Origin of the sequence: Stenotrophomonas sp. CCNWLW162 (assembly GCF_037203745.1) — a bacterium.
Taxonomy (GTDB): domain Bacteria; phylum Pseudomonadota; class Gammaproteobacteria; order Xanthomonadales; family Xanthomonadaceae; genus Stenotrophomonas; species Stenotrophomonas maltophilia_AQ.
The window spans coordinates 104031-121715 of record NZ_JBBCBL010000006.1; the positions used below are offsets into that span (position 1 = coordinate 104031).

A 17685-nucleotide genomic window follows, 5' to 3' on the forward strand; every position below is an offset into this window, starting at 1 on the left:
CGCAGCACCGTGTCTTGTTGGCGACCGGCAGGCGTAGCCTGTTCAGTCGCCAGCGGCGCTCAACCAGGGCCCCACACGGCCGCATCCAGCGCTGCAACCGGATCGGTCGCGGGCATCCGCACCCGGCCATTCTCCACCACTACGCCCTCGGCACGCAGCCGCTGCGACTGCTCGCGCCAGCCGGCCGACCCTTCTTCCATGGCAATGCGCCCATCCGAGCGCAGCACGCGGTGCCAGGGCAGGTCTGGATCGTCGTTCTGGCCGAGGATGCGTGCGGTCAACCGCGCGCGCCCAGGCAGGCCGGCACGCATCGCCACCTGGCCGTAGCCCATCACCTTGCCAGGCGGAATCGCACGGATCACCGCCAGGATGCGCGCACGCGCCTGCTCCGGCGTCAGCGTCGCAGGCGGGTCACCAGCAGTACGCCGATCAGCACCAGTACGGTGCCGGCGATCTGCGCCGGCCCCATCGGTTCGTCGAGCAGCCATAGGCTCATCACGATGGTGGAAACAGGACCCAGCATACCGACCTGCGCGGCCAGCGACGAACCCACGCGCTGCACCGCCAGCATGATCGCCAGCACCGGCAGCACCGTGCACACGGTGGCGTTGACCAGCGACAGCCACTGCACCGGCGCCGGAGCCTGCCACAGCAGCGGCAGCGGATGGGTCACCGCGAAATGCAGCAGCACCAGCGCGCTGGCCACGCAGCTGGCATAGGCGGTCAGCCGCACCGCACCGATGCGCGCCACCACCTGCCCACTGCCGAACAGGTACAGCGCGTAGCTGAGTGCACTGCCCAGCACCAGCAGGCTGCCGAGGATGATCTGCCCGCCCTCACGCTGCAGATCGTGGCCGAAGGCGATCAGCACGCCGATATAGCTCAGCACCAGCGCACCGATCTGCCAGCGGCCCGGCCGCTGTCGTGCCAGCAGCACGTTGATCAGCAGTACCAGGGTCGGGTTCAAGTACAGGATCAATCGTTCCAGGGTCACGCTGATGTACTGCAGCCCCTGGAAGTCCAGCAGGCTGGACAGGTAATAGCCGGTGAAGCCCAGCCACAGCACGCGTGCACGGTCGCGCCAGGACAGCGGTGCGGCACGGCGCGAGGCCCACACCGCCATCAGCGCGAACAGGGGCAGCGCCATCAGCATGCGCAGCGCCAGCAGCGTTGTGGCATCCACGCCATGGCGCAGCCCCAGCTTGACGATGATGGCCTTGCCTGAAGCGGCAATGGCGCCGATTGCAGCCAAGCCGATGCCGCCCAGAGCGATGCGCGGGGACGTGGTGGCGATGCGGGGGGAAGAAGTGGACATCAGGAAGAAAACGGGCCGCATGGGCGGCTGGAAGCAGCCGGATTGCTTCCAATTGTCTCATGGCACTTCCGGGCGAACGATCCGATGTCCGTTCATGCTCACTGCAACTCCTGATCCACGCATGGCGTGGATCTACGTGTCGACCAAGGTCGACACGTACCAACAGCAACACAAAACGCAGTTCGGACAGATCGCAGGAGTCTGTCGAAGGCGGGGTGGGTCCGGTTGCGGGGGCGTGAGCCGCATGGGCCCGAGGCACGCCTCGGGCGGGTTGGGCAGGACGCCCAACCCCGGTCTTGCCGTGTACGCAGGACAGCGCACACGAGCAAGCGGCGACCGAGCTTGCGGGGGTGAGGGCGCTTTGCTTGCGAAGCACTGCTTCGCAAGCGCCCGAACGCACAGCCGCCAGGCGGCTGGGCCGGGCCCCGGAGGGGGACTTGCAGCGTCCCCCGCAACCGGACCCACCCCGCCATTCCACGGAATGCACGCTGTTGCTGTTGCTGTTGCTGTTGCTTCGGCCGTTGCTGTCGAGGTTGCCGGCCAGCGGCCGGCACTACCGTGAGTGTCGGCTCAGCGCATCAGCACCACTTCCTCGGCCGACGTCGGGTGGATCGCCACGGTGTCGTCGAACTGGGCCTTGGTCGCGCCCATCTTCACCGCCACTGCGAAGCCCTGCAGGATCTCGTCTGCGGCCTCGCCCAGCAGATGGATGCCGACCACGCGTTCTTCCGAGCCGGCGCAGACCATCTTGAACAGGCTGCGCTGGGTGCCATTTGCCAGCGCCTGCAGCATCGGGCGGAAACGGCTGTGGTAGACGCTCACCTGGTCGAAACACGCGCGTGCTTCTTCTTCGCTCATGCCCACCGCGCCCAGCGGTGGGTGCGAGAACACTACGCTGGCCACGTTCTCGTAATCCATCTTCGATTGCGGCCGGCCACCGAACAGGCGGTCCATCAGCCGCCGCGATGCCGCCACCGCCACCGGGGTCAGGCCGACCTTGCCGGCGATGTCCCCCACCGCGTGCACGCTCGGCACGTTCGTGGTCTGCCACTCGTCCACCTGCACCTGCTGGTGCTCGCCGATGCCGATGCCGAGTGCTTCCAGGCCCAGATCACGGCTGTTGCCGCGGCGGCCGGTAGCAAAGAACACCGCATCGAACACGCTGTCGAGTGGGCCGTCATGGCCGAATGCACGCACGCGTTCACCATCGCGCTGCAGTTCGCGCAGGCGGTAGTCGAAATGGATGCGCACGCCCTGCTGTTTCAGGTTCTCGGCCAACTGATCGGTCAGTTCGTAGTCGAACCGCTCCAGCAGTCGCTTGCCGCGCACCAGCAGGCTGACCTTGCTGCCCAGTGCCTGCAGCAGGCCGGCCAGTTCCACTGCGATGTAACCACCCCCGATGATCGCGACCTCGGCAGGCGCCGCGCGCAGATCGAAGAAATCGTCGGAGACCAGGCCCAGTTCGGCACCGGGAATGTCGGGCCGCAACGGGTGCGCACCGGTGGCGATCAGGATGTGCTCGGCGCTGTAGCGCACACCATCGCTACAGGCCACGGTGTGCGCATCCAGCAGATGGCCACGCGCTGGAATACGCACCACGCCGGTCTCATCCAGGCGCTTGTGGTAGCTGGTGTGGATGTTGCTGATGTAGGCCTGGCGATGGATCACCAGTTCCTTCCAGGAAAGTGCCGGGCGCGCTTGGACATCGAAGCCCATCGCACTGGCCAGGCCGATGCGCTCGTGCAGGTCGGCCGCCAGCCACATCGCCTTCTTCGGCACGCAGCCGACATTGACGCAGGTCCCGCCCAGCTCGCCCGGCTCCAGCATCGCCACGCGCTTGCCGTGCTGCGCGGCGCGGATCGCGCCAGCCAGGCCGGCGGAGCCACCGCCAAGGACGATCAGATCGTAATCATAGGGTGCAGTGCTCATCGGAATCGCTCGGGTCGGTAGGAGGCAGGATCGATCGCGGGTGGACGGTCGCAGACAGGATCGGTGATCAGCGGTCCGGTGCCGGCACTCATGCTGATATCGAGCATGACACGGCCCACTGCAGGCCAGACGTGAACTGACGCGACCGATGATCTGCAACAGCTGCACAGATGATGGCGGCGATCAAGGTCAACGGCGTGTGTGCCAGGCATCGATCAGCCCTGCCCGGCATCACGTCGCATCGCCGGCAATTGCCCGTAGGTCATCGCTCGCCACAGCCATTCCATCGGACCAAAGCGGAACCGACGCAACCAGAGATGGCTGATCACCACCTGGCTGGCGAACAGCAGCAATGCCGACAGCAGCTGCACGCTGCGAGGCATCACCTCGAACCATCCCAGGCCGTAGTGATAGAACAGGAGCGTGCAGACCAGCGACTGCGCCAGGTAATGGGTCAGCGCCATGCGCCCGACCGGTGCCAGCCAACCCAGCTGCGTGCGCCAGCGCACGATCCACGCCAGGTAGCCCAAGCACATCAGCAGACCGCCGATCGTCACCAGTGCCATCGCGGCTGTCACCGGCAGGTCGTAGGCACCCGGCACCAGGTACGGCTTCCAGGCAACGCCCAGTACCGTGACCAGCAGGCCCAGCGGCAGCGCAATCCAGCGCAGCACCGCGTACAGCCGCGGGAAGCGCTCCGGCGCCACCAGCGCACCGCTGCCGGCGAACCAGCTGCCAATCAGGAACATGCCCAGCACTTCGGGGCCGGTGATCAGCAGCGCACCCATCGACGTGCCGAACTCGCTCAACCGCTGCACGTTGGCCTGCATCCAGCTGCCGTGCCCGTACACCAACCGTTGCTGATCGATGCTCTGCCGCGCCTCAGCCAGCATTTTCTGCACATCTTCGGCCGAGGCCATCGATACCATCGCGCCGACCATCAGCATCATCACCACACCGCCCAGATAGAGCATCACGCCCATCCATGGCAGCCAGCTGCGCGGCGCCTCGCGGCAAGCCAGCAACGGCAGCGACACCAGCGCGTACATCACCAGGATGTCACCCGACCAGACCAGCAGCGCATGGAACAACCCGATCAGCAGCAGTCCGGCGCTGCGGCGCAGGTAGAACGGAGTGAAGCCACGCCCGGCCACTTCAGCGCGCTGCGCCATCACCGCAAAGCCGGCACCGAACAGCAGCGAGAACAAGGTAAAGAACTTGCCCTGCACGAACACGTAGACGAAGGCGTCAGCCCAATAGTCGATGCCCTGCCAATGCGCGTCGATGCCGGTGAAAGCCAGATCCAGCGGTCCGCTGAAGGCCTCGATGTTCATCAGCAGGATGCCCAGCAGCGCGGCACCGCGCAGCATGTCCAGCACCGCGATGCGTTCGCCGGAAGCCACCGGCTGCAGGGAAGGAGAAGCGGCGTTCACGGGGGATCCGTCGGGCAGATTCGCCATTATGCCGCTGGCCTGCGCGCCATGGATGGCCGCGCCGTGTTCCACAAACGCAACGGCCCGCCGTAGCGGGCCGTTGCAGCCATCACGATCGCGCTGCGATCAGTGCTGGTGACCACCGTCGCCGTGGACGTGGCCGTGGTCGAGCTCTTCCTTGCCGGCTTCGCGCACGTCGACGATTTCCACGTCGAAATGCAGGTCCTTGCCGGCCATCGGGTGGTTCAGGTCAACGTCGACAACGCTCATGCCGACCTTCTGCACGGTCACCGCACGCGGGCCGAAGTTGGTCTGCAGCACGACCTGCTGGCCCGGGACCAGCTTGGTGTTGCCGAAGTGCTTCTTCGGCACGCGCTGGGACAGGCCGTCACGGCGCTCGCCGTAGGCGTCGGCCGCCTTGACGTCGACATTGAAGGTCGCGCCGGCTTCCTTGTCCATCATGGCGTTTTCCAGGCCCGGGATGATGTTGCCGTGGCCAATCAGGATCGCCAGCGGCTCGCCGCGGTCCTTGGACGATTCGATCGGCTCCTGGCCGGCTTCGGAAACGGTGTAGTGGAAGCGGACAACGCGGTCTTTTTCGATCTTCATGCGCAACTCTGTATGGATCTGCCGGAGGCAGGCGGGTTGGGGCGGGTTGTCGCCCGGCGGGGACGCCGCCATCATGACGGCCAATCCAAGGTGGCGCATTATCCGGAGATCATGCAGATCACGCCAGTTTCGTCCGGCCCGCGCCGGCTCCTCGCCCCGGCCCTGCTGCTGGCCCTGCCCCTGTTGATGACCGCCTGTGGCGGCGACAAGGCCACGCGCCCGGCCCCACCACCGCCCTCGGCGAACTGGCCGAAGACGGTGCCGGACAATCCCGAGGCCGCCAACTCGGTGCTGATGCGCGCCATCAGCCTGGTCGGCACGCCTTACCGCTATGGCGGCAACACGCCTGATTCGGGCTTCGACTGCAGCGGACTGGTCGCCTACGTCTATCGCGAGATGCTGGACCTGAAGCTGCCGCGGACCTCGCGCGACCTGGCCGCGGTGCAGGGCCCGAAGATCGATCCGCAGCGCCTGGCCACGGGTGACCTGGTGTTCTTCGGCAGCCGCGGCAGCGTCACCCATGTAGGCATTTATGTAGGTGAAGGACGCTTCGTGCACGCGCCGAGCACCGGCGGTACGGTTCGCCTCGATTCGCTCAGCGGGCCCTATTGGAAAGACCACTACACCGGCGCAAAACGTGTTCTTCGCTAAAATGAACAGGCGATATGTTCAAAAGTGTGACGTCCATCACCATCAAAATAACGGTTTTATAACGGAATTTTTAACTTTTAGATGCGTCCGCAGGGCATGATGCCCCATCGTTTTTTTCCTGTGACCGACGCGTGACGACTGACGACCCGAAAAGCGAAGGCCAGACTTCCGTATCTTCACGTAGTGCCCGCCCGCTGTTGCTTGGCTTGGCACTGTGTCTGACCAGCCTTCCGGCCTGGTCGCAGACTGCTCCGAACCGTTCCGATGTGACCCCGGCCCCGGCGGCCGAGAACACCGCCCGACCGGCTGCCAAGGCCGAGGCTGCTGCTCCGCAGCGCAGCCGCGTCGATGCCGCCGCCAGCGCCACGCTGGCCGCCCTGCTGCCGCACCTGGCCGCCAACGACACCATTCCGCTGATGGACCGCTCGGCCGTGGTGGCCGGCGACCTCAGCCGCCTGCTTGCCAACTACGACACCAGCAGCGCCGCCAACGGCAGCGTTGTCGGTACCGCCGCCGACAACGGCAAGGTGCAGTCGCTGCTGCGCCGCGCAATGACGCTGCTGGGTACCCCGTACCGTTGGGGTGGCAGCAACCCGGACAGCGGTTTCGATTGCAGCGGCCTGGTCGGCTACGTGTTCCGCTCGGCCCTGGGCATCGAGCTGCCGCGCGTCTCGCGCGAGATGGCGCACGACGACAACGCCGAACTGATCAATGACCGCACCGCGCTGGCCGCGGGTGACCTGGTCTTCTTCGGCCGCAAGGGCCGTGTTGACCACGTCGGCATCTATGTTGGCGACGGCCGCTTCCTGCACGCTCCGAGCTCGGGCAAGGACGTCCGCGTGGACACCCTGCTCAGTGGCTACTGGGGCAACAAGTTCATGCAGGCCCGCCGGGTCGACCTCTGATCTGGCCCGCTGGCGCCACGGCGCCGCCTGATAGGAGAAAAAGCCGCTGCCCCTGCAGCGGCTTTTTTGTTGTGCCCGTTATGGGTGGGTAGCTGCCGACCTTGGTCGGCACTCTCCATCCACGCATGGCGTGGATCTACCGGGGGGGGGCCGCCTTGGTCGGCAACGCGTCCGCCATCCCCCAAACAAAAGGCCCGCCGGTCAGGGCGGGCCTTTCATTTCCACGCAACCTCAGCCGCGTGGCGGCGTCGGATCTGGATCGTCCACGCCCACGTTGCTGGACGGGTTGTCGTACACCGCCTGGTCGAGCAACCCGGTTTCCTTGGCCACGATCACCGGTACCAGCATCTGGCCGGTCACATTGGTCATCGTGCGCATCATGTCCAGGATGCGGTCGATCGCGTACAGGTAACCGATGGTTTCCAGCGGCAGGTTGGCCGCACTCAGCACCACGGTGGCCATGATGACCGCCGTACCCGGTACGCCGGCGGTGCCGAAGCTGCCCAGCACCGAGGCGATCAGCACCACCACGTACTGTTCCGGCGTCAGCGGCACGCCGCTGTACTGCGCGATGAACACCGCGCACAGCGCCGGGTAGATCGCGCCGCAGCCGTCCATCTTGATGCTCGCGCCCAGCGGCACGGCGAACGAACCGTAGTCCTTGTTCACACCCAGGTTGTGGGTGATCGAACGCAGCGCCACCGGCATCGCAGCGAAGCTGGACGAACTGACGAAGGCGACCTGCATGCCCGGCGCCGCACCACGGAAGAACTTCAGCGGGTTCAGGCCATGGGCAAGCAGCAGCGCGCTGTAGACCACCACGATGTGCAGCGCGCAGGCGACATACAGCGCCAGCACGAAATGACCCAGTGGCAGCAGCTTCTCGAAGCCATAGCTGCCGACCAGGCCGGCGATCAGGCCGAAGGTACCGATCGGGGTAACCTCAAGCACGAAGCGGGTCACCTGGATCATGATGTCGCTCATCTGCCCGACCAGCTTGCGCGCTTCGGTCACCTTCTCGCCCAGCTTGACGATGGCAAAGCCGACCAGGCCGGCGAAGAAGATCACCGGCAGGATCGAGCCTCGGCCGGCGGCCAGCACGGTTTCACCCGCTGCGTTGACCTTGGTGCCGATGCCGGACAGCGCGTAGAAGACATTGGCCGGTACCACGTCCAGCAGCACCTGCACCACGCTGGGCACTTCACGCGGCACGTAGTTGCTCGCCATCGACAGCTGCAGGCCACCGGCGCCGGGCTGCAGAACGGTGCCCACGCCCAGGCCGACGCAGACCGCCAGCGCTGCGGTGATCACGAACCACAGGAAGGTGCGGCCACTGAGCGCGGCGACCGACTTCTGGCCGTGCAGCGACGAGATCGCATTGATGACCGCGAAGAACACCAGCGGCACCGCGATCATCTTGATCAGGGTGACGTACAGCTCGCCCAGCGGGCCGAACCAGGTTTCAGCAGCCGGGCCGAGCGCCCAGCCGGCCAGCGCGCCAAGCACGAAGCCACCGACCACGCGCTGCCAGAATGGAATCCGCAGCCAGGCAGAGACCAGCTTCATAGGCAATCCAGAGGGGAAGGAAGGGATGCTGGCACGATAGCCCAAGGCGGCCCGCAGAACGACCGCCGGGCGGGCAAATCAGTGTGTCATCGGCGTGCCTTGCGAGGGCGGGCATAATGAACGTCCCGTTACAGTTTGTGAGATCCCAGCGTCCATGCGCCGTTCCGTCTCCCTGTTGGCCGCCTGCGCCACCACCCTGCTGCTGGGCGCCTGCGCCAGCACCACCCCCGCGTCCGCCCCGGCCGGCCTGAAGGTCGCCGTCGATCCCGTTGCCCATCCGGCCGGCGAGACCCCGCAGTGGTGGTACCGCAGCGGCGCCGCCCAGGCCGCCGCCAACGGCGCGATGTCCGGCAAGGCCAGAAACGTCATCCTGTTCCTCGGCGACGGCATGAGCCTGACCACCGTGGCCGCCTCGCGCATCTACGAAGGCCAGCAGAAGGGCGGCTCGGGTGAAGAGAACCTGCTGTCCTGGGAGCGCTTCCCGGCCACGGCGTTCAGCAAGACTTACAACACCGATTCGCAGACACCGGATTCGGCCGGCACCATGACTGCCATCACCACCGGCGTGAAGACCCACATGGGCGCGATCGGCGTCAGCGCCGGCAGCCGCACTGACTGTGCCGACAGCCTGTCCAAGGGTCTGCTCACCTGGCTGCAGCTGGCCGACAGCGCCGGCCTGGCCACCGGCGTGGTCTCCACCGCGCGCCTGACCCATGCCACCCCGGCCGCCACCTACGCGCACTCGCCCGAGCGCAACTGGGAAAACGACACTGATCTGACCGAAGCGGCGAAGGCCGCCGGCTGCAAGGACATCGCCCAGCAGCTGCTGTCCACCTCGCGCTATGGCCGCGGCCCGCTGGTCGCCCTGGGCGGTGGCCGTGGCGAGTTCACCACCGTGGAGGAGCGCGATCCCGAGTACGACGACAAGGTCGGCCAGCGCCTGGACGGCCGCAGCCTGGTGCAGGAATGGCAGCAGGCGCATCCGCAGGGTGCCTACGTCTGGAACAGCAAGCAGCTGGCGGCGGCCGCGAATGCGCCGGCCATCCTCGGCCTGTTCGAGCCGGACCACATGCGCTACGAATACGAGCGTCCGCAGGATCCGGGTGGTGAGCCGAGCCTGGCCGAACTGACTGCCGCCGCGATCAAGAATCTTTCAAAGCACCAGGAAGGCTACGTGCTGATGATCGAAGGCGCGCGCATCGACCACGCCAACCACAGCGGCAACGCCTACCGGGCGCTGACCGAGACCGTGGCGCTGTCCGACGCCGTGCGCGTGGCCAACGAACTGACTTCGGCCGATGACACCCTGATCATTGTCACCGCCGACCACTCGCACACCCTGAATTTTGTCGGCTACCCGGCGCGCGGCAACCCGATCCTGGGCAAGGTGAAGGACAAGGGCGGCGAAGATGGCGCCGGCAAGCTCGACTACGCGCTGGACGGCACCGGCCAGCCCTACACCACCCTGAGCTACGCCAACGGCCCGGGCCACACCGGCAGCAGCAACCAGCAGCCGGCCGGCAGCAAGCGCTACCCGCACAATCCCAGCACCTTCGAACCGGCCAACGGCCGCCCGAACCTGCGCGAGGTCGACACCGAGCATCCGGACTACATGCAGGAAGCGCTGGTGCCGATGAAGTCCGAATCGCACGGTGGCGAGGACGTCGGCATCTGGGCCCGTGGCCCCGGCAGCAAGGCGATCCGCGGCACGCTGGAACAGAACGCGATCTACCACATGATCGTGCAGGCCACCCCGGCCCTGCGCGAGCGCCTGTGCCAGGCCGGTACCTGCGATGACAAGGGCGTGCCGGTGCAGTTGCCGGCGCCGACCGTCTTCGAGCGCAAGGCCGAGGCCAAGTGATGGTGTGGCCGGCACGCCCTGCCCCCGCCAGCGGCCGCCTCGCGCGGTCGCTGGTCCTGCTCGGCGTGCTGGCCAGCGGCAGCGCGCTGGCGCAGGGACCGGCCTGCAAGGTCATGACCGAAGAGCATGGTCTCTGGATGCTGCCGGGCTGCGAGGTCGCCAACGGCCGGCCGCAGATCAACCGGGACATCCTGGCGCAACTGCCGTACGACGATCACGGCCTGGCCGTGGTCTACGCAGGCGAAGGCTTCCACTACGTCAACCGCAAGGGTCGCAGCCTGCCGGTGATCACCTGGGACAACGGCCCGGAGACACCGCAGGAAGGCCTGTTGCGCGGGCGCGTTGGCAATCGCGTGGCCTACTTCGATCTGAAGTTCCAGCAGGCGGTACCAGGCACTTTCGATTTTGCGTGGCCATTCCAGGATGGCGTGGCTGAAGTCTGCAATGGCTGCCGTCGTGGCACGCCGGATGGCGATGGCCACACGCCGATGGAAGGCGGCGACTGGTTCCGCATCGACCGCAAGGGTCGTCGAGTGAAGTAGGTTTTCGGCAGGGCTGCGCCCTGCACCTGCTACAAGCCAGAGCAACAGCAACAGCCAAAGCGGCTCTGGTCTTCTGTGAGTTGGGTGGGGCGGTGTGGGTCCGGTTGCGGGGGCGTGAGCCGCATGGATGCGGCGACCGAGCTTACATGGATGTACTTGCAGCGCCCCCCGCAACCGGACCCACCCCGCCTGCCCTCAGGAAACCCGCTTCTGCTGTTGCTTCGGCCGTTGCCGTTGCTTGCGCGTCTGCGGGTGCAGGGCGCAGCCCTGCCGACCAACCCTATACTTGCCGACGTGAGTGAATTCCCTGCCCTTGTTCCGCTGGATGCGCCCGTGCTGGTGGGCTACAGCGGCGGTGTCGACTCGACCGTGCTGCTGCACTGGTTGTGGCGCTGTGCACAGGCCTCCGGTACCCCGCTGCGCGCGGTGCACATCCACCATGGCCTGCAAGCTGCAGCTGACAAGTGGGTACTGCACTGCCAACAGCAGTGCATAGCATTGGGCATCGAACTGGCCGTACACCGCGTGCAAGTCGAAAGCGATACAGGCCTGGGACCCGAAGGTGCGGCCCGGCAGGCACGGCGGGCGGCGTTCGCGGCCGAACTGCGCGAGGGCGAAACGCTGGCGCTGGCGCAGCACCAGGACGATCAGGCCGAAACGTTCCTGCTGCGCGCCTTGCGTGGCTCCGGCGTCGACGGCCTTGCGGCGATGTCCGCCGACAGCCTGCTCGACGGTCACCGTCTGTGGCGACCACTGCTGCAGGTGCCCCGCAGCACCCTGCTCGACCATGCCCGCCAGCACGCACTGCGCTGGATCGAAGACCCCAGCAATGGCGATGACCACGCCGATCGCAATTTCCTGCGCCTTCAGGTGCTGCCGCTGCTGCGCCAGCGCTGGCCGCATGCGGCCAGCGCATTGGCGGGCAGCGCGTTGCATTGCAGGCAGACGCGGGACCTGCTGGATGAAGAAGACGCGGAACTGATCACGCATCTGGAAGTGGCACCGCGCGTGCTGTCGCTGCAGCTGCTGCGCCAGGTCTCGCCGGGCCGCGCCGCGCGCGTGTTGCGTGCCTGGGTGGTCGGCCACGGTGCCGCGCCGCTGCCGGCCACGGTGCTGCAGCAGGCACTGGACGAACTGCTGCCGGCCGACAACGACCGCCAGGCGCGCGCGTGCTGGCACGATCACGCGATCCAGCAATGGCGCGACCATGCCTACCTGCTGCCCGCGCAGCTTCCCGTGCTGCCGAACGACTGGCAGACCGAATGGGACGGGCGAGCGCCGCTGCCCCTGCCCGACGGTGGCCAGCTGCGCCTGCAGGGCATCGCTGCCTTCGAACGCCCGCTGCAGGTGCGCGCGCGCGTGGGTGGCGAGCGCATCCAGCTGCCCGGACGCCAACATTCACACGCGCTGAAGGACTGCCTGCAGCGCGAACATCTTGCGCCGTGGCGTCGCGCGCAGCTGCCGTTGATCTTTGATGGCGCGCAGTTGCTGGCCGCCGCCGACGTGGTCATCGCCGCACCACTGCAGGCCTGGTTGCAGGCGCACGACGCGCAGCTGCAGTGGCGGCCGGGCGGCTGGTGAATTGACCCCCGCGCGCGGCCCGTCCACACTTGCCGCATGGCCAAGAAGTCCCCCGAAAACGCCTCCCCGGTCGCCCAGTTCGAGCAGTCGCTCGAATCGCTGGAGCAGCTGGTGGAGCAGATGGAAACCGGCGAGCTGAGCCTGGAAGCGTCGCTCAGTGCTTACGAACGCGGTGTCGGTCTGTACCGCCAGTGCCAGCAGGCGCTGGAGCAGGCTGAACTGCGCGTGCGCCTGCTCAGCGATCCGGCCCAGCCGGAAACCGCCGAACCTTTCGACCCGCCCAGCCATGACGGCTGAGGCATTGTTCGCGCGCTGGCGCGACCGTATCGAAAGCCAGCTCGACGCCGCCCTGCCCTCGCCGGCCGAGGCGCCACAGCGCCTGCACCAGGCCATGCGCTATTCGGTGCTCGGCGGCGGCAAGCGCATGCGCCCGCTGCTGGTGTATGCCAGCGGCCAGCTGTTCGGCGCGCAGACGGAAAGCCTGGACGCGGCGGCGATGGCGGTCGAACTGATCCACGCTTATTCACTGGTGCATGACGACCTGCCGGCCATGGACGACGACGCCCTGCGCCGCGGCAAGCCGACCACCCACATCGCCTTCGACGAAGCCACCGCGATCCTCGCCGGCGATGCGCTGCAGACTCGTGCTTTTGGTCTGCTGGCCGATGCACCGCTGCCGGCAACGCTGCGCGTGGCCTGCCTGCAGACCCTGGCGCATGCCTCCGGTGCCTCCGGTATGTGCGGCGGCCAGGCCTTGGATATCGATGCTACCGGCCAGCAGCAGACCTTGGCGGCTCTGACCCGCATGCACGCACTGAAGACCGGCGCGCTGATCCGTGCAGCGGTGCGCATGGGCGCGCTGTGCGGCCAGGCCCACGAACCACAGCTCGCCCAGCTCGACAGCTTCGCCGATGCGCTCGGCCTGGCTTTCCAGGTGCGTGACGACATCCTTGATGTCGAAGCCAGTTCCGAGCAGCTGGGCAAGACCGCCGGCAAGGACCAGGCGCAGGACAAGAGTACCTTCCCCGCCCTGCTCGGCATGGACGGTGCGAAGGCCCAGCTGCGCGAACTCGCGGCCCGCATGCAGGCCACCTTGGCCGCCTATGGCGAGGAAGCCGACGCGCTGCGTGCGCTGGCGACGCTGGCGGTGGAACGCGATCACTGATCGCTGGCGGTGATGCTGCCGCGCTGCGCGCTCGACGGGCATGGCCCGGCGCTGCCGCCAAGCAAAAACGCCCGGCAATGCCGGGCGTTTTCGTTTCAGCATGCAGCCGGTCTTACTTGATCAGGCGCAGGGTGAACGGGTAGCGGTACGCTTCACCGTTGTTGGCCTTGACCGCTGCGATGATGCAGAACACCAGGTTGATGATGCCGACGATCGGGGCCAGGATGCCGCCGATGATCACGATCATCAGGATGATGCTGATGACCATGGCGATGGTCACGGTGATCTGGAAGTTCAGGGCTTCCTTGGCCTGGTCGGTGACGAACGACTTGGCAGCATCGTCCTTGTTGATCAGCCAGATGATCAGCGCGCCGATGAAGCCGGTGAAGATGCCCAGCAGGTGGGCAGCCAGGGCCATGGTGCGCTGGTCGGCCGGCACATCGGTGGTGACCGGCGGCGGCGGGACGTTATCGAATTCGCTCACGACAAAACTCCTTTTCATTGGGTGGTCTTGACCCACCAGCACCAAGCTGGTTGGGTCAGGCGGGCATAGCTTACGCCATCGACGCTATCAATCATTACCGGCGATGGTCATCCGCCCCAACAGGATCGAGCCGGTGCGGATGTGCGAGCGCGGGTCGACATCGCTGCCGACCGCTTCGATCGAACGGAACATCTCGCGCAGGTTGCCAGCGATGGTGATGCCGTCCACCGGGTACTGGATCTCGCCGTTCTCGACACGGAAGCCGCCAGCCCCCCGCGAGTAGTCGCCGGTCACCCCGTTCACGCCCTGTCCCATCAGCTCGGTCACCAGCAGGCCGTCGCCCATCTGCCGGGCAATCTCCTGCAGGGAACCGGCGTTGGCGGCCAGCTGCAGGTTGTGCACGCCGCCGGCATTGGCGGTGGTCTGCAGGCCCAGCTTGCGCGCCGAGTAGCTGCCCAGCACATAACGCTGCAGCACGCCGTCGCGGACCAGGGCCGAGGCGCAGGTAGCCACGCCATCACCGTCAAAGGCGGCCGAGCGCAGGCCGCGGCGCATGTGCGGCAGTTCCTCGATCTGCATCCAGTCCGGGAACAGCTGCTGGCCGACGCTGTCCAGCAGGAAGCTGGCCTGGCGGTACAGCGCACCGCCGGACACGGCCGAGAGCAGATGGCCGACCAGGCTGCGCGCCACTTCCGGGGCGAACAACACCGGCATGCTGCCGGTGGACAGCGACCGTGGCTGCAGGCGGGCAACGGTGCGTTCGGCGGCACGGCGGCCGACCAGGCCCACATCCTCCAGGTCTTCACGGGCCAGCGCTCCGGTGTACCAGCCGTCGCGCTGCATGCCATCACCCTGGCCAGCGATCAGCGCACATCCGATCGAATGGTGGGTGCCGCGCTCACGGCCGACGAACCCATGCGAATTGGCGTACACCGACAGGCTCTGCATGCTCGACACCGAGGCACCGTCGGAATTGCGGATCTGCGCGTCAGCCTCACGGCCGGCGGTTTCACAGGCCAGGGCCAGGTCCACGGCCTCATCGGCCTGCAGCGCCCACGGATGCCAGGCATCCAGATCCGGGAAATCGGTGGCCATCAGCGCGGCCTCGGCCAGCCCGGCGGCCGGGTCGTCCTCGGTATGCCGGGCAATCGCGCAGGCCTGCTCGACGGTGGCCGCCAGGCTGGCCTCGTTCAGGTCGCCGGTGCTGGCACTGCCCTTGCGCTGGCCGAAATAGACAGTGACGGCGATGCCGCGGTCACGCGTGGACTGCACGGTCTCCACGTCCCCGAGGCGCACATTGACCTCCAGGCCACGGTCCTCGCTGCAGCTGACCTCGGCCTGGCTGGCGCCCAGCGCGCGGGCACGGTCGAGCAGCTGCTGGGAGAGGTCGGCCAGCCGTTCCAGCCGGGCCGGGCTGTCGTCACCGACGGCGACTTCAGGGGCGATCACGTTCAATGCTTTATCCTGTACAGGTTGGGCCCGGCATCACGCCGGGCGACTTTTTTTGAAATCAGGTATGGACGATGCGCGGACGCGACGAAGAAACCGGTGAATTCCACGACAAGAGCCGCAGCCAGAACCGGCGCGACGCGCTCGACGTTCTGGCCCTGGGCGAGAAGCTGGTGTCGCTGACCCCGGCCCAGTTGGCGCGCCTGCCGGTTCCGGAAGACCTGCTGCCGCACATCGCCGAGTGCAAGCGGATCACCGCCCACATCGCCCACAAGCGCCAGCTGGCGTTCCTGGCCAAGCACATGCGCCGCGAAGAAGATGCCACCCTGGATGCGATCCGCGATGCGCTGGATGCCAACAGTGAGACCGGCCGCCGCGAAGTGGCGATGATGCACCGTGCCGAAGACTGGCGCGAGCGCCTGCTTGCCGAGGGCGACAAGGCGCTGGCCGCCCTGCTCGATGACTACCCGCAGGCCGACCGCCAGCAGCTGCGCACGCTGGTACGCAACGCCCAGGCCGAAAAGGCCAAGAACAAGCCGCCGCGCGCCTACCGCGAGATCTTCCAGGTGCTGCGTACGCTGATGCTGCCGGCCGCGCTGGGCCTGAAGGCCAGCGACGACGAGGTCGAGGCCGACGACACGGCCGACGCCAGCGACGAGGACTGAGTCCCCGCCGGGCCTGGCGGTGGCGCTGGCCATCGCCCGGTTCAGGCCTGGGTACCGCCGACGGTGATGCCTTCGATCAGCAACGACGGCTGGCCGACGCCCACCGGTACGCTCTGGCCGTCCTTGCCACAGATACCCACGCCTTCGTCGAGGGCCAGGTCGTTACCGACCATGCGCACCTTCTGCATGGTTTCCGGGCCGTTGCCGATCAGGGTCGCGCCTTTCACCGGCGCGGTGATCCGGCCATCCTCGATCAGGTAGGCCTCGGTGGCCGAGAACACATACTTGCCGCTGGTGATGTCGACCTGGCCGCCACCGAAGTTGACGGCATACAGGCCCTTCTTCACCGACCGGATCATCTCCTGCGGATCGTGCTGGCCGGCGCGCATGTAGGTATTGGTCATGCGCGGCATGGTCAGGTGCGCGAATGATTCGCGGCGACCGTTGCCGGTCGGCGCCATGCCCATCAGCCGTGCATTGAGGCTGTCCTGCATGTAGCCAACCAGGATGCCGTCCTCGATCAGCGTGGTGCACTGGGTCGGGTGGCCTTCATCGTCGATGTTCAACGAGCCACGGCGGCCGTCCAGCGTGCCGTCGTCGACGATGGTCACGCCCGGGGCAGCCACGCGCTCGCCGATGCGACCGGCGTAGACGCTGGTGCCCTTGCGGTTGAAGTCACCTTCCAGGCCGTGGCCGACCGCTTCGTGCAGCAGCACGCCGGGCCAGCCCGGCCCGAGCACCACCGGCATGACACCGGCCGGCGCCGGCACCGCGTCCAGGTTCACCAGCGCCTGGCGCAGCGCCTCGCGGGCGAACGCTTCCGGACGTCCCTCGGCGAACAGTTCGGCATAACCATAGCGGCCACCGCCGCCGGCATAGCCCGATTCACGGCGGCCGTTCTGCTCGACGATCACCTGCACGTTCAGGCGCACAAGCGGGCGCACGTCGGCGCCCAGCACGCCGTCGGTGCGGGCCACCAGCACGGTGTCCACGCCGCCGGACAGGCTGACCATCACCTGCTTTACGCGCGGGTCGGCGGCACGCAGGTAGCCATCCAGGCGCTTGAGCACCTCGACCTTGGCCTCGTTGCCCAGGCTGTCGATCGGGTCCAGGGTCGGGTACAGCGCGCGCGCGTTGCCGCGCAGCAGCGAACGCCCGGACTGGGCACCGCCTTCACGCGAGATCGCACGCGCCGACTGCGCCGCCGCCAGCAGCGCGTCGGCATGGATGTCATCGGAGTAGGCGAAGCCGGTCTTCTCCCCGGCAATCGCGCGCACGCCCACGCCCTGCTCGATGGAATGGGCACCGTCCTTGACGATGCCGTCCTCCACGCTCCAGCTCTCGCGGCGGGCGTGCTGGAAATAGAGGTCGCCGAAGTCGACACCAGGGCCGAGCAACTGGCCGAAGGTGCGCTCCAGGCCAGCGGTATCCAGGCCACCGGGGCGCAACAGGCGGTCTTGGGCAAGCGTCAGGGCGGTATCAGTCATGGTCTCGATCTGGGGATGCGGGGGCGCTCAGGCAAGCCCCGTG

The 17685-nt window shown here is 67.2% G+C and carries 17 protein-coding genes; 8 read left to right on the forward strand and 9 right to left on the reverse strand.

The features are described 5' to 3' along the window. Positions 1-59: 59 nt before the first annotated feature. The 5 genes from V9K93_RS16540 to V9K93_RS16565 form a co-directional block, all read right to left on the reverse strand. On the reverse strand, positions 60-488 hold the full coding sequence (locus tag V9K93_RS16540) for an MGMT family protein (RefSeq protein WP_428705144.1): 429 nt from the start codon (positions 486-488) through the stop codon (positions 60-62). Beyond that, positions 395-1315 carry a DMT family transporter gene (locus V9K93_RS16545; RefSeq protein WP_046983623.1) on the reverse strand — a complete coding sequence of 307 codons (921 nt, stop codon included), beginning with the start codon at positions 1313-1315 and terminating at the stop codon, positions 395-397. Before V9K93_RS16545 ends, V9K93_RS16540 begins: the two co-directional genes overlap by 94 nt. A gap of 570 nt (positions 1316-1885) precedes the next feature. Then, positions 1886-3244, reverse strand: coding sequence for a glutathione-disulfide reductase (gene gorA, locus V9K93_RS16550; RefSeq protein ID WP_337302896.1), 1359 nt, complete (start codon positions 3242-3244; stop codon positions 1886-1888). Positions 3245-3459: 215 nt separating this feature from the next. Continuing rightward, positions 3460-4704 (reverse strand): DUF418 domain-containing protein, encoded by a 1245-nt coding sequence (locus tag V9K93_RS16560; protein ID WP_337302897.1) that lies wholly within the window; start codon positions 4702-4704, stop codon positions 3460-3462. Positions 4705-4803: 99 nt separating this feature from the next. Continuing rightward, positions 4804-5286, reverse strand: coding sequence for an FKBP-type peptidyl-prolyl cis-trans isomerase (locus V9K93_RS16565; protein ID WP_012511747.1), 483 nt, complete (start codon positions 5284-5286; stop codon positions 4804-4806). A 111-nt stretch (positions 5287-5397) separates the two neighbouring features. Between V9K93_RS16565 and V9K93_RS16570 the strand changes: the two genes are divergently transcribed. After that, positions 5398-5937, forward strand: a complete 540-nt coding sequence (locus V9K93_RS16570) for a C40 family peptidase (RefSeq protein ID WP_337302898.1) — start codon at positions 5398-5400, stop codon at positions 5935-5937. A gap of 131 nt (positions 5938-6068) precedes the next feature. Next, positions 6069-6842 carry a C40 family peptidase gene (locus V9K93_RS16575; RefSeq protein ID WP_489686271.1) on the forward strand — a complete coding sequence of 258 codons (774 nt, stop codon included), beginning with the start codon at positions 6069-6071 and terminating at the stop codon, positions 6840-6842. Positions 6843-7073: 231 nt separating this feature from the next. On the opposite strand, the gene V9K93_RS16580 is transcribed toward V9K93_RS16575, so the two are convergent. Further along, complete coding sequence (locus tag V9K93_RS16580; protein WP_046988032.1) at positions 7074-8408, reverse strand: dicarboxylate/amino acid:cation symporter; 1335 nt, start codon at positions 8406-8408, stop codon at positions 7074-7076. A gap of 154 nt (positions 8409-8562) precedes the next feature. On the opposite strand from V9K93_RS16580, the gene V9K93_RS16585 reads away from it, so the two are divergent. From V9K93_RS16585 to V9K93_RS16605, 5 genes are all read left to right on the forward strand, one after another. Then, positions 8563-10269, forward strand: a complete 1707-nt coding sequence (locus V9K93_RS16585) for an alkaline phosphatase (protein WP_046988033.1) — start codon at positions 8563-8565, stop codon at positions 10267-10269. Continuing rightward, entirely contained in the window at positions 10269-10811 is a 543-nt protein-coding gene (locus V9K93_RS16590) for a WG repeat-containing protein (RefSeq protein ID WP_489686272.1), read from the forward strand. Before V9K93_RS16585 ends, V9K93_RS16590 begins: the two co-directional genes overlap by 1 nt. A gap of 294 nt (positions 10812-11105) precedes the next feature. Then, a complete protein-coding gene (tilS, locus tag V9K93_RS16595) occupies positions 11106-12392 on the forward strand; it encodes a tRNA lysidine(34) synthetase TilS (protein ID WP_337302900.1) in 1287 nt (428 codons plus the stop codon). A 36-nt stretch (positions 12393-12428) separates the two neighbouring features. Beyond that, a complete protein-coding gene (locus V9K93_RS16600; RefSeq protein WP_006381978.1) occupies positions 12429-12689 on the forward strand; it encodes an exodeoxyribonuclease VII small subunit in 261 nt (86 codons plus the stop codon). Then, positions 12679-13557 carry a polyprenyl synthetase family protein gene (locus V9K93_RS16605; RefSeq protein WP_046983572.1) on the forward strand — a complete coding sequence of 293 codons (879 nt, stop codon included), beginning with the start codon at positions 12679-12681 and terminating at the stop codon, positions 13555-13557. The genes V9K93_RS16600 and V9K93_RS16605 overlap by 11 nt, the downstream gene beginning before the upstream one ends. Before the next feature lie 112 nt (positions 13558-13669). On the opposite strand, the gene V9K93_RS16610 is transcribed toward V9K93_RS16605, so the two are convergent. After that, positions 13670-14041, reverse strand: coding sequence for a DUF4870 domain-containing protein (locus V9K93_RS16610; RefSeq protein ID WP_012511754.1), 372 nt, complete (start codon positions 14039-14041; stop codon positions 13670-13672). Between the two features lie 87 nt (positions 14042-14128). Further along, positions 14129-15496 (reverse strand): metalloprotease PmbA, encoded by a 1368-nt coding sequence (pmbA, locus tag V9K93_RS16615; protein WP_337302901.1) that lies wholly within the window; start codon positions 15494-15496, stop codon positions 14129-14131. A 68-nt stretch (positions 15497-15564) separates the two neighbouring features. On the opposite strand from pmbA, the gene yjgA reads away from it, so the two are divergent. Beyond that, a complete protein-coding gene (yjgA, locus tag V9K93_RS16620; protein WP_012511756.1) occupies positions 15565-16155 on the forward strand; it encodes a ribosome biogenesis factor YjgA in 591 nt (196 codons plus the stop codon). A 41-nt stretch (positions 16156-16196) separates the two neighbouring features. Here the strand turns inward: yjgA and tldD are convergent, their stop codons facing one another. Beyond that, positions 16197-17642, reverse strand: a complete 1446-nt coding sequence (gene tldD / locus V9K93_RS16625; protein WP_046983570.1) for a metalloprotease TldD — start codon at positions 17640-17642, stop codon at positions 16197-16199. Positions 17643-17685 lie beyond the last annotated feature (43 nt).

Bases quoted from the DNA above. Each gene is read 5' to 3' on its own strand.
- gorA (WP_337302896.1), bottom strand. From the start codon at position 3,244: ATGAGCACTGCACCCTATGATTACGATCTGATCGTCCTTGGCGGTGGC.
- V9K93_RS16565 (WP_012511747.1), bottom strand. From the start codon at position 5,286: ATGAAGATCGAAAAAGACCGCGTTGTCCGCTTCCACTACACCGTTTCC.
- V9K93_RS16605 (WP_046983572.1), top strand. From the start codon at position 12,679: ATGACGGCTGAGGCATTGTTCGCGCGCTGGCGCGACCGTATCGAAAGC.
- yjgA (WP_012511756.1), top strand. From the start codon at position 15,565: ATGCGCGGACGCGACGAAGAAACCGGTGAATTCCACGACAAGAGCCGC.
- V9K93_RS16585 (WP_046988033.1), top strand. From the start codon at position 8,563: ATGCGCCGTTCCGTCTCCCTGTTGGCCGCCTGCGCCACCACCCTGCTG.
- V9K93_RS16545 (WP_046983623.1), bottom strand. From the start codon at position 1,315: ATGTCCACTTCTTCCCCCCGCATCGCCACCACGTCCCCGCGCATCGCT.
- V9K93_RS16560 (WP_337302897.1), bottom strand. From the start codon at position 4,704: ATGGCGAATCTGCCCGACGGATCCCCCGTGAACGCCGCTTCTCCTTCC.
- V9K93_RS16570 (WP_337302898.1), top strand. From the start codon at position 5,398: ATGCAGATCACGCCAGTTTCGTCCGGCCCGCGCCGGCTCCTCGCCCCG.
- tldD (WP_046983570.1), bottom strand. From the start codon at position 17,642: ATGACTGATACCGCCCTGACGCTTGCCCAAGACCGCCTGTTGCGCCCC.
- V9K93_RS16580 (WP_046988032.1), bottom strand. From the start codon at position 8,408: ATGAAGCTGGTCTCTGCCTGGCTGCGGATTCCATTCTGGCAGCGCGTG.
- V9K93_RS16540 (WP_428705144.1), bottom strand. From the start codon at position 488: ATGGCTGCTCGACGAACCGATGGGGCCGGCGCAGATCGCCGGCACCGT.
- V9K93_RS16600 (WP_006381978.1), top strand. From the start codon at position 12,429: ATGGCCAAGAAGTCCCCCGAAAACGCCTCCCCGGTCGCCCAGTTCGAG.
- V9K93_RS16590 (WP_489686272.1), top strand. From the start codon at position 10,269: ATGGTGTGGCCGGCACGCCCTGCCCCCGCCAGCGGCCGCCTCGCGCGG.